The sequence below is a fragment of the Streptomyces sp. NPDC111802 genome, assembly GCF_055634335.1.
This window is the reverse complement of record NZ_JBVKCZ010000007.1, coordinates 148,947-162,726: the sequence shown is the minus strand read 5'-3', so window position 1 is coordinate 162,726 and position 13,780 is coordinate 148,947. Positions and strand designations below refer to the sequence as shown.

At 70.1% G+C, this 13,780-nt stretch carries 14 protein-coding genes; 1 reads left to right on the top strand and 13 read right to left on the bottom strand.

Annotation, left to right across the window (positions count from 1 at the left end):
- Nucleotides 1-183: 183 nt before the first annotated feature.
- Nucleotides 184-687, top strand: a complete 504-nt coding sequence (gene bldD, locus ACZ7NC_RS09915; RefSeq protein ID WP_062722566.1) for a transcriptional regulator BldD — start codon at nucleotides 184-186, stop codon at nucleotides 685-687.
- Between the two features lie 165 nt (nucleotides 688-852).
- Here bldD and nusB read toward each other — a convergent pair whose 3' ends face one another.
- The 13 genes from nusB to ACZ7NC_RS09850 form a co-directional block, all read right to left on the bottom strand.
- Entirely contained in the window at nucleotides 853-1,287 is a 435-nt protein-coding gene (nusB, locus tag ACZ7NC_RS09910) for a transcription antitermination factor NusB (RefSeq protein WP_471486543.1), read from the bottom strand.
- A 1-nt stretch (nucleotide 1,288) separates the two neighbouring features.
- Nucleotides 1,289-1,855 (bottom strand): elongation factor P, encoded by a 567-nt coding sequence (efp, locus tag ACZ7NC_RS09905; protein ID WP_030947394.1) that lies wholly within the window; start codon nucleotides 1,853-1,855, stop codon nucleotides 1,289-1,291.
- Between the two features lie 46 nt (nucleotides 1,856-1,901).
- Entirely contained in the window at nucleotides 1,902-3,008 is a 1,107-nt protein-coding gene (locus ACZ7NC_RS09900; RefSeq protein WP_471486541.1) for an aminopeptidase P family protein, read from the bottom strand.
- A 177-nt stretch (nucleotides 3,009-3,185) separates the two neighbouring features.
- Nucleotides 3,186-4,049 (bottom strand): Pro-rich N-terminal domain-containing protein, encoded by an 864-nt coding sequence (locus tag ACZ7NC_RS09895; RefSeq protein WP_471486717.1) that lies wholly within the window; start codon nucleotides 4,047-4,049, stop codon nucleotides 3,186-3,188.
- 168 nt (nucleotides 4,050-4,217) lie between these two features.
- A complete protein-coding gene (aroB, locus tag ACZ7NC_RS09890) occupies nucleotides 4,218-5,309 on the bottom strand; it encodes a 3-dehydroquinate synthase (protein WP_471486539.1) in 1,092 nt (363 codons plus the stop codon).
- Nucleotides 5,306-5,788, bottom strand: a complete 483-nt coding sequence (locus ACZ7NC_RS09885) for a shikimate kinase (RefSeq protein WP_471486715.1) — start codon at nucleotides 5,786-5,788, stop codon at nucleotides 5,306-5,308. Before ACZ7NC_RS09885 ends, aroB begins: the two co-directional genes overlap by 4 nt.
- A 32-nt stretch (nucleotides 5,789-5,820) precedes the next feature.
- Nucleotides 5,821-7,005 (bottom strand): chorismate synthase, encoded by a 1,185-nt coding sequence (gene aroC / locus ACZ7NC_RS09880; RefSeq protein ID WP_471486537.1) that lies wholly within the window; start codon nucleotides 7,003-7,005, stop codon nucleotides 5,821-5,823.
- A gap of 163 nt (nucleotides 7,006-7,168) precedes the next feature.
- Nucleotides 7,169-7,579, bottom strand: a complete 411-nt coding sequence (locus tag ACZ7NC_RS09875; RefSeq protein ID WP_471486535.1) for a hypothetical protein — start codon at nucleotides 7,577-7,579, stop codon at nucleotides 7,169-7,171.
- Nucleotides 7,580-7,630: 51 nt separating this feature from the next.
- Complete coding sequence (locus tag ACZ7NC_RS09870; protein ID WP_471486533.1) at nucleotides 7,631-8,470, bottom strand: shikimate dehydrogenase; 840 nt, start codon at nucleotides 8,468-8,470, stop codon at nucleotides 7,631-7,633.
- The gene (gene mltG / locus ACZ7NC_RS09865) at nucleotides 8,451-10,136 is read right to left on the bottom strand and encodes an endolytic transglycosylase MltG (protein WP_471486531.1); all 1,686 of its coding nucleotides are present in this window, start codon (nucleotides 10,134-10,136) and stop codon (nucleotides 8,451-8,453) included. Before mltG ends, ACZ7NC_RS09870 begins: the two co-directional genes overlap by 20 nt.
- Before the next feature lie 124 nt (nucleotides 10,137-10,260).
- Nucleotides 10,261-10,725: a Holliday junction resolvase RuvX gene (gene ruvX, locus ACZ7NC_RS09860; protein WP_471486712.1), complete on the bottom strand. Its 465-nt coding sequence runs from the start codon at nucleotides 10,723-10,725 to the stop codon at nucleotides 10,261-10,263.
- A gap of 35 nt (nucleotides 10,726-10,760) precedes the next feature.
- The gene (gene alaS / locus ACZ7NC_RS09855; protein WP_471486529.1) at nucleotides 10,761-13,433 is read right to left on the bottom strand and encodes an alanine--tRNA ligase; all 2,673 of its coding nucleotides are present in this window, start codon (nucleotides 13,431-13,433) and stop codon (nucleotides 10,761-10,763) included.
- Nucleotides 13,433-13,780 (bottom strand): hypothetical protein, encoded by a 348-nt coding sequence (locus ACZ7NC_RS09850; protein ID WP_471486527.1) that lies wholly within the window; start codon nucleotides 13,778-13,780, stop codon nucleotides 13,433-13,435. The genes alaS and ACZ7NC_RS09850 overlap by 1 nt, the downstream gene beginning before the upstream one ends.

The following is a 13,780-nucleotide window of genomic DNA, read 5'->3' as shown; positions in this document are numbered from 1 at the left end:
CAGGCCGCCGGGGCGCGTCTCATCACCCCCTTGGCCCAATCGGCCACCGCCGGCACGGAAGCGTCGGTGTGGACCATTCGGCTTGACGGGCCAGAGTAACGCTGCGTAACCTCACAGTGAGTTACCAACCGCGCGGCATGGAACCCAAAGCCAGTCGCGTCGACACAGTGTCCGGGGAGCTATATGTCCAGCGAATACGCCAAACAGCTCGGGGCCAAACTCCGGGCCATCCGCACCCAGCAGGGCCTTTCCCTCCACGGTGTCGAGGAGAAGTCCCAGGGACGCTGGAAGGCCGTCGTGGTCGGTTCCTACGAGCGCGGCGACCGCGCCGTGACCGTCCAGCGCCTTGCCGAGTTGGCGGATTTCTACGGCGTTCCGGTGCAGGAACTGCTGCCGGGCACCACGCCGGGCGGGGCCGCCGAGCCGCCGCCCAAGCTGGTGCTGGACCTGGAGCGGCTCGCCCACGTGCCGGCCGAGAAGGCGGGTCCCCTGCAGCGCTATGCCGCGACCATCCAGTCGCAGCGCGGTGACTACAACGGCAAGGTGCTCTCGATCCGCCAGGACGACCTGCGCACACTCGCCGTCATCTACGACCAGTCGCCCTCGGTCCTCACCGAGCAGCTGATCAGCTGGGGTGTGCTGGACGCGGACGCGCGCCGCGCGGTCTCGCACGCCGAGGAGGGCTGAGCGCTCCACGGCTGAGCAGAAACGTACCGCCGGGGTGGCCGCAACCGTGGGGTTGCGGCCACCCCGGCGGCGTTCTGACGGCTGAGAAGGCCCCCGGAGGCACAGGAAGACGCGGGAGGGCCCGCAGCGGTTGCTGCGGGGCCCTCCCGCGTCTTCGGAAGCCCCTTACGCTTCCTCGCGGCGCAGCGAGGGCTTCAGGTCCTTGAGCCGGCCGAGGAGACCGTTGACGAACGAGGGCGACTCGTCCGTGGAGAACTCCTTCGCCAGCTGCACCATCTCGTCCAGCACGACGGCGTCCGGGGTCTCGTCGACCCAGATCAGCTCGTACGCGCCGAGGCGCAGGATGTTGCGGTCCACGACCGGCATCCGGTCGAGCGTCCAGCCGACGGAGTACTGCGCGATCAGCTCGTCGATGCGCCTCGCGCGCTGCGCGTAGCCCTCGACGAGCTGCATCGTGTACTCGCTCACCGGCGGCTGCCGGGTGTCGGTCCGGGAGAGCCGGATCCAGTCCGCGAGGACCGTCAGGACATCGGCGCCGCGCTGGTCACCCTCGAAGAGGATCTGGAAGGCTCGCTTGCGGGCCGTGTTGCGGGCAGCCAATTTAGCTGTTCACCCGGCCGAGGTAGTCGCTGGTGCGGGTGTCGACCTTGATCTTCTCACCGGTGGTGATGAAGAGCGGGACCTGGATCTGGTGGCCGGTCTCCAGGGTGGCGGGCTTGGTGCCACCGGTGGAGCGGTCGCCCTGGACGCCCGGCTCGGTCTCCTGGATGACCAGCTCGACGGCGGCCGGGAGCTCGACGAAGAGCACCTCGCCCTCGTGCTGGGCGACGGTGGCCATGAAGCCCTCGATCAGGAAGTTGGCGGCGTCGCCGACGGCCTTGCGGTCGACCATGAGCTGGTCGTAGGTCTCCATGTCCATGAAGACGAAGTACTCGCCGTCCATGTAGGAGAACTGCATGTCCCGCTTGTCGACGGTGGCCGTCTCGACCTTGACGCCGGCGTTGAAGGTCTTGTCGACGACCTTCCCGGAGAGCACGTTCTTGAGCTTGGTGCGCACGAAGGCCGGGCCCTTGCCGGGCTTGACGTGCTGGAACTCGACGACGGACCACAGCTGGCCGCCGTCGAGCTTGAGCACCATGCCGTTCTTGAGGTCGTTCGTGGAAGCCACGGTTGCGGAATCTCCTGGACTGACGTGGACGACCCCGGGGCACGCACTACAGCGCGAGCAGCTCCTTGGTCGTGATGGTGAGTAGCTCGGGTCCGCCGTCCGCCTCGGGGCGGACGACGAGCGTGTCATCGATCCGGACGCCGCCCCGGCCCGGGAGGTGGACCCCAGGCTCGACGGTGACCGGCACGCAAGCGTCCAGTTTACCCATGGCCGCGGGAGCCAACTGCGGGTCCTCGTCGATTTCGAGTCCCACGCCGTGCCCAGTCAGCGCCGGAAGGCCCTCCGCGTACCCCGCGGAGTCCAGCACCTGACGCGCGGCACGGTCCACGTCGCGGTAGGCGGCACCGGGCGCCAGGCTCTCCCGTCCGGCGCGCTGAGCGGCGAAGACCAGGTCGTACAGCTCGATCTGCCAGTCCGCGGGGGACGTGCCGATCACGAACGTACGGCCGATCTCGCAGCGATAGCCACGGTAGGTGGCTCCGAGGCAGACGGAGAGGAAATCGCCCTCCTCGACCCGGCGGTCGGTGGGCCGATGTGCGCGTCGGCCGGAGTTCGGGCCGGTGGCGACGGCGGTGGGGAAGGCGGGGCCGTCGGCGCCGTGATCGACGAGGCGCCGTTCGAGTTCGAGGGCGAGATGGCGCTCCGTGCGGCCGACGAGGATGGATTCGAGCAGCTCGCCCAGGGCCTGGTCGGCGATCTCCGCGCCGATGCGGAGGCAGGAGATCTCCTCCTCGTCCTTGACGACGCGGAGCTGTTCGACCGCGCCGCCGAGGTCGGTGAGGCGCAGACGGGGCACTACGGAGCGCATGGCTCTGTGGCGGGCGACGGTGAGGTGGTGTTCCTCCACGGCAAGCGCGTCGGCGCCCTGCGCTGCCGCGAGGTCGGCCGCCGCGACGGCCGGGTCGCCGCCGTTGCCGGGCAGGGTCTGGAGGCGCAGCGCCTCGTCGGGGCGGCCCTCGGCCGGCCGGCTTTCCGGCGGACCGGCACACAGCAGCAGGTCCTCGGTCCTGCCTAGCAGCAGGACGGCGCCCTGCGGGGCGGCGCCCGCGAGGTAGCGCACGTTGGCGGGGCGGGAGATCAGCGCGGCGGCGCTGCCGCCGGCTTGGCAGCATTCCCGTACCCGGGTTCGCCGGGCGGCGTACACCTCTGACATGACCCGAGCGTAAGAGCTCCGCCGGTTTGGCGCCGGTTGAGGAGGTCTGAGTGGGCGGTGTCCGGAATGTGCGGGTTGGGGAGTGTGGTCGGGGACCGGGGTGCCGCGCGTGGTGGTGCGCCGTCCGCGGGTGAAGTGGGGGTTGCTCACGCGGTTCCCCGCGCCCCTAGAAGTTGGCTACCACTTGGGTGGGCTGGCTATGGAACGCGCCAGCACATCGTCCAACACCTGCGCCGTCTGTGGGACGTCCAGCTGGGAATTGTCGATGATCGGCAGGCCCGAGCCGTACCAGCCCGCCATGCGGCCGTGGATACGGGCGACCTCCTCGTCGGTGAGGCGGCGGTTGCCCGAGCGTTCGGCGTTGCGCTCCAGGACTATCTCCAGGCCCGGGAGCAGGACCACCGGCAGCAGCCCGGGGCCGACGTGACGCTTCCAGCCGCCGAGGCCGACCACCGGGCGGTCGGGGAAGACGGCGTCGTCGAGGACGCACGAGATGCCGTTGGCAAGGAAGTTCCGCGCGGCGAAGCCGCAGGTGCGGCGGGCGAGGCGGTACTGGGCCTCGGAATGGTCGTTCCACCCGGACTGCGGGTCGGCGAAGCCCGAGCGGACCCATTCGCGTACGTCGTCGAGGCTGATGTGGGCCGTGGGGACCCGGCGGTGGTCCGCCCAGTACTTGGCGACACTCGTCTTGCCGGCCCCCGCCGGCCCGATCAGCAGGACCGCGATGGTCGTGGTCGCCGGGTCGGGTGCCGTCGTGGCGGGTGGGACGCTCGGCATGCCGACGGGGCCGCCGGGCGGCAGGGGTACGTGGCCCGTGGTGTCAGGAACCGACGGGACCGGGGCGGGCTGTGGCACGTGCGGGGCCGGTCCGGGAGGGGTGAAGCCCGGCGCCGGGGGCGGCGGGGGCACCGGTGCGGAGCCCTGGTGCGGGGCGGGTCCCTGGTGCCCCGGGTGGTGCGCACCCGGGGGCTGTGCGGCCGGCGCCCAGCCGTGCCCCGACTGGTGGGGCGGCGGCAGCGGAGAACCCACTGCGTGCTGCATCCGGTGCCACTCCGTCTCGTCTTCCATGGCCATTGACGCTGGCAGCGGGCACGAAACCCGTCCGCTACCGAACGGTACCGCCCCCGGCCGCCGATTGGTGAACGGCCGGTGGCGGTCTGAAGTGCCCATCGCCACAGGCGAATCGGACGGAAGGGTGGTTCGGCGGACTTACTGGCCGACTTCGCCGTACGCGGCGAGCAGCACGGCCGGGTCCGGTCCCTCCAACACCGTGGGCTTGGCCAGGCCGTCCAGGACGATGAAGCGCAGCAGGTCACCGCGGGACTTCTTGTCCACCTTCATCGTCTGCAGCAGCTTGGGCCACTGGTCGTAGCGGTAGTGCAGCGGAAGGCCCACCGATTCGAGGATCGTGCGGTGCCGGTCCGCCGTCGCGTCGTCCAACCGCCCGGCGAGACGCCCCAGTTCGGCGGCGAAATGCATACCGACGGCGACCGCCGCACCGTGCCGCCACTTGTAGCGCTCGTTCTTCTCGATCGCGTGGCCGAGCGTGTGGCCGTAGTTGAGGATCTCCCGCAGACCCGACTCCTTCAGGTCCGAGGAGACGACCTCGGCCTTGACCCGGATCGAGCGCTCGATCAGCTCGGCGGTGTGCGGACCGGCCGGGGTGCGCGCGGCCTCGGGGTCGGCCTCGATCAGCTCCAGGATCGCCGGGTCGGCGATGAAACCGGCCTTGATGATCTCCGCGAGACCCGACACATAGTCGTTGACCGGCAGGGACTCCAGTGCGGCCAGGTCGCACAGCACGCCGGCCGGCGGATGGAAGGCACCCACCAGGTTCTTGCCCTCGGCGGTGTTGATGCCGGTCTTGCCGCCGACCGCCGCGTCCACCATGGCCAGCACGGTGGTCGGGACCGCGATCCAGCGCACCCCGCGCAGCCAGGTCGCCGCCACGAACCCGGCCAGGTCGGTGGTCGCACCGCCGCCCACACCGACGATCACGTCGGAGCGGGTGAAGCCGGACTGGCCCAGCGCCTTCCAGCAGTAGGCGGCGACCTCGGCGGTCTTGGCCTCCTCCGCGTTCGGCACCTGGATGGCGACCGCCTCAAAGCCCTGCTCGGCCAGATCGGCCCGCAGCGCCTCGCCGGTCTCGGCCAGCGCCTCCGGGTGGATGACGGCGACCCGCTTGACCCGGGGGCCGACCAACCCGCCCAGCTCGCCCAGGAGCTGACGGCCCACCAGGACCTCGTACGGCTCGCTGCCCGCGGTACCGCCGACCTGGATCCTCGTCACTGCCTCAGTCATGCGTCCTTCAACTCCAGTGCGTCCAGGGCGGCTTGAGTGACCTCTTCGGGCGTTCGGCCGTCGGTGGCCACGACCGCCGTGGCCACCCCCTCGTACAGATGCCGTCGGGCCTCCATCAGCTCGCGCCACTGCTTGCGCGGGTTGACCGCGAGCAGCGGGCGGGCGGCGTTCAGGCCGGTGCGCTTGACCGCCTCCTCGACGTCCATCGACAGGTACACGACCCGCTGCCCGTCCAGCAGCGCCCGCGTGTCCTCGTCCAGGATCGAGCCGCCGCCCAGCGCGAGGACACCGTCGTGCTCGGCGAGTGCCCGGCGCACGGCCAGCTTCTCGATCGCCCGGAAGGCGGGCTCGCCCTCGTCGACGAAGATCTCCGCGATGGTCCGGCCCTGTTCGGTCACGATGTCGTCATCGGTGTCCCGGTAGCCGACGCCGAGCCGATCGGCCAGCAACTGCCCGACCGTGGACTTGCCCACGCCCATCGGCCCGACCAGCACGATCACAGGCGCTGCGCTCACCGGATGGCCAGGTTGTCGAGGTAGGACCGCACGTTGCGGCGCGTCTCGGGCACGCTGTCGCCGCCGAACTTCTCCGCCACCGCGTCCGCGAGGACGAGCGCCACCATGGCCTCGGCGACGATACCGGCGGCCGGAACAGCGGAGACGTCGGAGCGCTGGTGGTGCGCCTGCGTCGCCTCGCCGGTCGTCACGTCGACGGTCTGCAGGGCCCTCGGCACGGTCGCGATCGGCTTCATCGCGGCCCGCACCCGCAGCAGCTCACCGGTGGTGAGACCGCCCTCGGTGCCGCCGGAGCGGCCGGAGACGCGGCGGATGCCCTCCGGCGTGTTCACGATCTCGTCGTGCGCCTTGGAGCCGGGCACCCGCGCCAGCTCGAAGCCGTCACCGACCTCGACGCCCTTGATGGCCTGGATGCCCATGAGCGCGCCGGCGAGCCGGGCGTCCAGCTTGCGGTCCCAGTGCACATGCGAGCCGAGGCCGACGGGGACGCCGTACGCCAGGATCTCGACCACGCCACCGAGGGTGTCGCCGTCCTTGTGCGCCTGGTCGATCTCCGCGACCATCGCCTTCGACGCGTCCGCGTCCAGGCAGCGCACCGGGTCGGCGTCCAGCTTCTCGACATCCGCCGGCGTCGGGTACACGCCCTGCGGCGCCTTCGCCGAAGCCAGCTCCACGACATGGCTGACAATCTCGATGCCGACCGTCTCCTTGAGGTACGACCGGGCCACCGCGCCCAGCGCCACACGGGCGGCGGTCTCACGGGCGGAGGCGCGCTCCAGGATCGGCCGGGCCTCGTCGAAGCCGTACTTCTGCATGCCCGCGAGGTCGGCGTGGCCGGGCCGGGGCCGGGTCAGCGGCGCGTTGCGGGCGAGGCCGGCGAGGATCTCCGGGTCGACCGGGTCGGCCGCCATGACCTGCTCCCACTTGGGCCACTCGCTGTTGCCCACCATGATCGCGACCGGGGAACCGAGGGTGAGACCGTGCCGGACGCCGCCGATGAAGGTGACCTCGTCGCGCTCGAACTTCATGCGCGCACCGCGTCCGTAGCCGAGCCGGCGCCGGGCCAGGTGGTCCGCCACCATCTCCGTGGTGATCGGCACGCCGGCGGGAAGGCCCTCCAGCGTCGCCACGAGTGCGGGACCGTGGGACTCCCCCGCGGTCAGCCAGCGCAACCTGCTCAACGGTGCTCCTCAGTGTTCGCGCCCTGGTACTGCCCTGCGTACGCGCGTCCTGGCGTACGTCGACGGCGCGACCAGGTGCGCGGCCCCGGCACGCCACCTTCGATCCTCCCACGTCCGGCGCCGGGCCCCGGCCGCCGGTCCACCAGGCGGACGTGAGCTCGGATCACGCGGGGCCGTTGCCCTGCGGCTGCTGCGGGGCGTACGCACCCAGGTGGTCGGCGCCGCTGCCCTGCGCGCTCGGCTGTGCCGCCTGCGCCTGCTGCGGGGCGTAGGCGCCGAGGAAGTCGGCACCGCTCGGCTCCTGGGTCTGCTGCCGGGTCTGCTGCTGGGGCGCGTACGGCCCCAGGTAGTCGGCCCCCCGCCCCTGCTCGTGCTGCATAGCCACCTGGACCGTCTGCCCCTGGCGCCTCGCACGGCGCTGGTCGATCTTGCGCTTCAGCTTGTAGACCCACGACCCGACGACGAGCAGCACGACCAGGACGAGCACAGGGATCTGCACCCAGTCCGGCATGAACTGCAGGACGACCTCGAATATCTCGCTCTTGCCGGACGCCAGCGGCACACCAGTGGACACTGCTTGTACTCCCCCTCGATCCTCTCCGCCCCCTGCGGAACTCAGCGGATCCTAGCGGTTCGCGAGGGCGCGCTCTCCCGCTTTTCGCATGGCCTCCAGGGGCGCCGGGGACCGCCCCGTCATCTGCTCCACCTGCAGCACCGCCTGATGCACCAGCAGGTCAAGCCCGCTGACGACGGCTCCGCCGAACATGGACCAGCGCGCCGCGAGGGCGGTCGGCCAGGGGTCGTACAGCACGTCGAACAGGGTGGCGGGCCGCTCCGGTACGGCGGCGGCGAGGGCGTCGGTCGTACCGGCCGGGGTGGTCGCGATCACCAGCGGCGCGTGCAACGCCCGTTCCGCGTCGGCCCAGTCCGCCGTACGGACCTCCACATCTAGCCGCTCGCCCCACTGCCGCATCTCGGCGGCGCGTGCCTCGCTGCGTACGTACGCCACGACCTCGCCGGTGCAGACGCGGGCGAGCGCGGCCAGCGCGGAGGACGCCGTGGCGCCGGCGCCGAGGATCGCGGCCGAGTCGACCTGCTCGATGCCGTGTTCGCGCAGCGCGGCGACCATGCCGGGGATGTCGGTGTTGTCGCCGACGCGGCGGCCGTCCTCGGTGCACACGACCGTGTTGACGGCATCGACCGAGGACGCCGTCTCGCTGATCTCGTCCAGCAGCGGGATGACGGCGCGCTTGAGCGGCATGGTCAACGACAACCCGGCCCACTCCGGCCCGAGTTCCGCGAAGAATCCGGGCAACGCGGCCTCGTCGACCTCGAACCGGTCGTACGACCAGTCAGTGAGCCCCAGTTCCTCGTAGGCGGCCCGGTGCAGCACCGGGGAGAGGGAGTGGGCGATGGGCTTGCCGAGTACGGCGGCCCGGCGGGCGTCAGTTGCCCGAGCTCTCATTGAACTTGTCCTTGAGCCTCTGGAATTCTTCGTGCGTCTTGGCGAATTCGGTCTTGCTCACACCGTCCACCGCGACGAAGTAGTACCAGCCCTGATCGGTCGGATTCAACGTTCCCTTGATCGCACCCTCGCCCGGGTTGCCGATCGGTCCGGGCGGCAGACCCTTCTGCGTGTACGTGTTGTACGGGTCCTGATTCTTGTTGATCTCGGATTCGCTGATATTGATGTTGCTCTCGCCCTTCAGGTAATTGAAGGTCGAGTCGAACTGCAGCAGACCGTAGGTCTCGGGGTTCGCGCGGTCGAGGCGGTTGTAGACCACTTCCGCCATCTTGCGGTAGTCGTCGTCGGTCTTGCCCTCGGCCTGGACGAGGCTGGCGACCGTGATGACCTGCAACGGGCTGTCCAGCTTGAGCGCCTCGGCCTTGGCCTCCAGGTCGAGCGTCTCGTACTTGTTGGCGGCCTGGGACACCATCGCCTTCAGCACCGCTTCGGGCTTCATGCCCTTGGCGGCGGGATAGGTGCCCGGATAGAGGAAGCCCTCCAACGGGTCCTTGATGTCACCGTTGTCGTTGGCCCAGTCCGGCAGTCCGAGGCTCTTGTATTTCTGCTCGGCGATCTTCTTCGTGGTGCCGGACGACAGATCGAGTTGTTCGTCGATCGCCTTGTAGACGGCCACATTGCGCTCGCCCGGCCGGACCAGAACGTTGTTCTGGCTCTTCGGGTCGAGCATCATTGCGACGGCGCTCTCGGCGGACATCTGCTTGTGCAGCAGATAGGCGCCGGCCTGGATCGACTTTCCGTCGGGGTTCTGCGACTGGGCGGCCACGAAGGCATCGACGCTCTTGACGACACCGGCCTGCTTGAGCGCCTGGCCGATCTGGTTGCCGAGCGCGCCCTTCGGGATCTCGACGGTGACGGTCTCGCTGGTGCCTTCCCCGGCGTAGTCGGGAGCCGAGCCGAAACGATCCTGGTAAAACTGATAACCGAAATATCCGACTCCGGCGACGCCCGCGCCGAACACGCCCACGACCACCAGACAGGCGAGCCCGCTGCGGCGCTTCTTGGGCTTGCCGCCCCGGCCCCGCCGGTCGCCGCGGCCCCGGCCGCTGCCCGACTCGTCGTCGAAGTCGTCGTCATCATCACCGCCACCGGCGAAGAAGGCGTGTTCGCCCTGGTCGGGGCCCGGATCCCAGTCCGTCTCCGGCGGCTCCGGCTCGGCCTGCCTGCGGCTCGGCGGCTCCGGCGGCGGGTACGCCCCGGGCGTGCCGTAGTAGTCGCGCTGCTCACCGCCGTACGCCGCGGCCTGCTGCCCGTAAGGATCGCCGGGGTCGGGGTACCGGCCCTGCGAGTGACTGCCGGTCGCCCAGCCGTTGTTGTCGTACGACTGCTGCCCGTGGCCCGTGTAGTGCTGCTGGTCGTACTGCTGCGGGTACTGCTGACCCTGCTGCTGGTACTGCTGCGCCTGACCGTATGCGTCCTGCTGGCCGTTGCCCCAGTCGCCGTAGTGCTGCGGCTGCTGCGGCTGCTCCGGATAGTGCTGCGGCTGGCCGCCGTAGGCAGCCTGCCGCCCCGTGTGGGCCTGCTGCCCTTCCCATCCGCCGTCCCCGAACAACGGGTCCTCGGGATGCCACGGTTCGGAGCCGGGGCCCCGGCCATACTCAGTCATCGATCCCCTAGAGCCGCGAGGCGGCGGTCACGCGGCTGCTGAAGATCCGGCTCCCGTCCCGCCTCTCTTTGTGCTCCGGCTGTTCGAACACCGGCGCATCGCGCGGAACGTTACAGTATCGCGATCAGATAACCACTTCGACGCCCTCGCCGGGAGCTTTACCTGACACCCGTTCGGATTCGAGCGCCTGCTGCAGGATGATCACAGCGGCTGCCTGATCGATGACCGACCGGCCCTTCTTCGACTTCACACCCGAGGCGCGCAGTCCCTGACTGGCCGTCACGGTCGTCATCCGCTCGTCCAGGAGCCTGACCGGAACGGGCGCGATCATGCGGGCCAGTTCCTGGGCGAAGCCCCTGACCTTGACCGCGGCCGGGCCCTCGCCGCCCTTGAGGGAGCGGGGCAGGCCGACGACGACCTCGATGGGCTCGTACTCCTCGACGAGTTGCTTGAGCCGACGCTGAGCTGCGGGGATGTCCCGGCCCGGGACCGTCTCCACCGGTGTGGCGAGGATCCCGTCGGGATCGCACGAGGCGACGCCGATACGGGCGTCGCCGACGTCGATCGCCAGGCGACGGCCGCGGCGCATGCCCGGGCCGTCGCCACTCGCCTGTGTGCCGTCGCTCACTTGGCCGTTTCCGCAACGAGCCGCTCGACGGCGTCGACGGCTTCGCCGACGGCGGCCGGGTTCTGGCCGCCGCCCTGGGCGACGTCCGGCTTGCCGCCACCGCCGCCGCCGAGGGTCTTGGCGGCCGTACGGACCAGGTCGCCGGCCTTGAGACCGCGCTCGCGGGCGGCCTCGTTGGTGGCGATGACCGTCAGCGGCTTGCCGTTGTTGACGGCGAACAGGGCGACGACGACGGCCCGTCCGCCCTGGATGCGGCCGCGCACGTCGAGGACCAGCTTGCGCAGATCGTCCGGTGTGGTGCCGTCCGGGACCTGGCCGGTGACCACGGCGACGCCGTGCACGTCCTTGGCGGACTCGACGAGACCGGCGGCGGCCTGGAGCACCTTCTCGGCGCGGAACTTCTCGATCTCCTTCTCGGCGTCCTTCAGCTTGCCGAGCATGGCGGAGACCTTCTCCGGGAGCTCCTCCGGGCGGCCCTTGATGAGTTCCTGGAGCTGGGCGACGACCGTGTGCTCACGGGCGAGGAAGTTGTAGGCGTCCACCCCGACCAGGGCCTCGATACGGCGCACCCCGGAGCCGATGGACGACTCGCCGAGCAGCTTCACCAGGCCGAGCTGGGCGGTGTTGTGCACATGCGTGCCGCCGCACAGCTCCTTGGAGAAGTCGCCGATGGTCACGACCCGGACCCGCTCGCCGTACTTCTCGCCGAACTCGGCGATGGCGCCCTGCTTCTTGGCCTCGTCGATGCCCATGACCTCGGCGTGCACATCGAGGTCCCGCGCGAGCACCTCGTTGATCTTCTGCTCGACGTCGGTCATCACGGCCGTCGGCACGGCGGACGGCGAGCCGAAGTCGAAGCGGAAGCGGCCGGGCTGGTTCTCGGAACCGGCCTGGGCGGCCGTCGGGCCGAGGGCGTCGCGCAGCGCCTGGTGGGTGAGGTGGGTGGCCGAGTGGGCGCGGGCGATGGCCGTGCGGCGGCGGTGGTCGATCGAGGCGTGGGCCTTGGCTCCGACGGTCACCTCGCCGACCTGGACGACGCCCTTGTGGACGTACACACCCGGGACCGGCTTCTGGCAGTCGCGGATCTCGATGACGGCACCCGTGTCGACCTTGATGCGGCCGGTGTCGCCGATCTGACCGCCGCCCTCGGCGTAGAACGGAGTCCGGTCGAGGACGATCTCGACCTCGTCGCCCTCGGTGGCGGCCGGCGAGGAGGCACCGTCGACGAGGATGCCGACGATCGTGGACTCACCCTCGGTGTCGCTGTAGCCGATGAAGTCCGTCTCACCGACCCTGTCGGCGATCTCCCGGTAGGCGCCGGCTCCGGCGTGGCCGGTCTTCTTGGCCTGGGCGTCGGCCTTGGCGCGCTCCCGCTGCTCCTTCATCAGACGGCGGAAACCGTCCTCGTCCACGGACAGCCCCTGCTCGGCGGCCATCTCCAGGGTGAGGTCGATCGGGAAGCCCCAGGTGTCGTGGAGCAGGAAGGCCTTGTCGCCGGCCAGGACGGTGGAGCCCGCGGCCTTGGTGTCGCTGACGGCGGTGTCGAGGATGTTGGTGCCGGCCTTCAGCGTCTTGAGGAAGGCGTTCTCCTCGGCGAGGGCGACCTTCTCGATGCGCTCGCGGTCGGTGATGAGCTCGGGGTACTGCTGGCCCATCATGCCGATGACCACGTCGATGAGGTCCCTGACGACCGGGCCGGTGGCGCCGAGCAGGCGCATGTTGCGGATGGCGCGGCGCATGATGCGGCGCAGGACGTAGCCGCGGCCCTCGTTGCCGGGGGTGACGCCGTCGCCGATGAGCATGGTGGCCGTACGCATGTGGTCGGTGACCACGCGCAGGGAGACGTCCGAGCCGTGGGCGTCGCCGTAGGCGACCCCGGTCAGCTCGGTGGCCTTGTTGATGACGGCCATGGAGGTGTCGATCTCGTACATGTTCTGCACGCCCTGCAGAATCATGGCGAGGCGCTCAAGGCCGAGACCGGTGTCGATGTTCTTGCTCGGCAGCTCGCCGAGGATCTCGAAGTTGTCCTTGCCGGTGCCCTCGCCACGCTCGTACTGCATGAAGACGAGGTTCCAGATCTCCACGTACCGCTCGTCGTTGACGGCCGGGCCGCCCTCGACGCCGAACTCGGGGCCGCGGTCGTAGTTGATCTCGGAGCAGGGGCCGCAGGGGCCGGGGACGCCCATGGACCAGTAGTTGTCCTTCATGCCGAGGCGCTGGATGCGCTCCTTCGGCACGCCGACGACCTCGTGCCAGATGCGCTCGGCCTCGTCGTCGTCCTTGTAGACGGTGATCCAGAGCTTCTCCGGCTCCAGGCCGTAACCACCCTTGTCCTGGGGCGAGGTGAGCAGCTCCCAGGCGTACTTGATGGCGCCTTCCTTGAAGTAGTCGCCGAAGGAGAAGTTGCCGCACATCTGGAAGAAGGTGCCGTGCCGGGTGGTCTTGCCGACCTCTTCGATGTCCGGCGTGCGCACGCACTTCTGCACGCTGGTGGCGCGGTCGAAGGGCGGCTTGACCTCACCCAGGAAGTAGGGCTTGAAGGGCACCATGCCGGCCGGGACGAGGAGCAGAGTCGGGTCGTCCGCGATGAGCGACGCCGAAGGGACGACGGTGTGCCCGCGCTCCTCGAAGAAGCTCAGCCAGCGGCGGCGAATCTCGGCCGACTCCATCAGTGGTCCTCATTCCGGTTGTGCGAGTACGTCGGGTTGTCGACGTGCTTCGGGTTGCTGCTGTTGTTCTCGAGGGCGGCGTACCGCCGGGGGCCGGGGAGTTCGGGGTTCTCCTGGATTCCGAGCGCGTCCTCCAGCTCGGCCTCCCGCTGGGCCATGTTGTCGCGGACGTCGAGCGCGAAGCCGACCGCGCGGTCCTTCAGCCGCTGACCGGTCTCCAGGGCCTTGTTCGCCGCGGTGGCGGCGAGGCTCTCCGGGGTCAGCTGCTTGAGCTTGCGGTTGACCTTGGTGGTGGCCCACACACCGGCGGCGACACCCGTGCTGAACCAGAACGTACGGCGGAACAT

Excerpts from the sequence above, each read along its gene's own strand:
- ACZ7NC_RS09900 (WP_471486541.1), bottom strand. The coding sequence starts at position 3,008 with ATGTCAGAGGTGTACGCCGCCCGGCGAACCCGGGTACGGGAATGCTGC.
- ACZ7NC_RS09885 (WP_471486715.1), bottom strand. The coding sequence starts at position 5,788 with ATGGGCGTGGGCAAGTCCACGGTCGGGCAGTTGCTGGCCGATCGGCTC.
- bldD (WP_062722566.1), top strand. The coding sequence starts at position 184 with ATGTCCAGCGAATACGCCAAACAGCTCGGGGCCAAACTCCGGGCCATC.
- ACZ7NC_RS09850 (WP_471486527.1), bottom strand. The coding sequence starts at position 13,780 with ATGTTCCGCCGTACGTTCTGGTTCAGCACGGGTGTCGCCGCCGGTGTG.
- ACZ7NC_RS09895 (WP_471486717.1), bottom strand. The coding sequence starts at position 4,049 with ATGCAGCACGCAGTGGGTTCTCCGCTGCCGCCGCCCCACCAGTCGGGG.
- alaS (WP_471486529.1), bottom strand. The coding sequence starts at position 13,433 with ATGGAGTCGGCCGAGATTCGCCGCCGCTGGCTGAGCTTCTTCGAGGAG.
- mltG (WP_471486531.1), bottom strand. The coding sequence starts at position 10,136 with ATGACTGAGTATGGCCGGGGCCCCGGCTCCGAACCGTGGCATCCCGAG.
- ruvX (WP_471486712.1), bottom strand. The coding sequence starts at position 10,725 with ATGCGCCGCGGCCGTCGCCTGGCGATCGACGTCGGCGACGCCCGTATC.
- ACZ7NC_RS09870 (WP_471486533.1), bottom strand. The coding sequence starts at position 8,470 with ATGAGAGCTCGGGCAACTGACGCCCGCCGGGCCGCCGTACTCGGCAAG.
- aroB (WP_471486539.1), bottom strand. The coding sequence starts at position 5,309 with ATGACTGAGGCAGTGACGAGGATCCAGGTCGGCGGTACCGCGGGCAGC.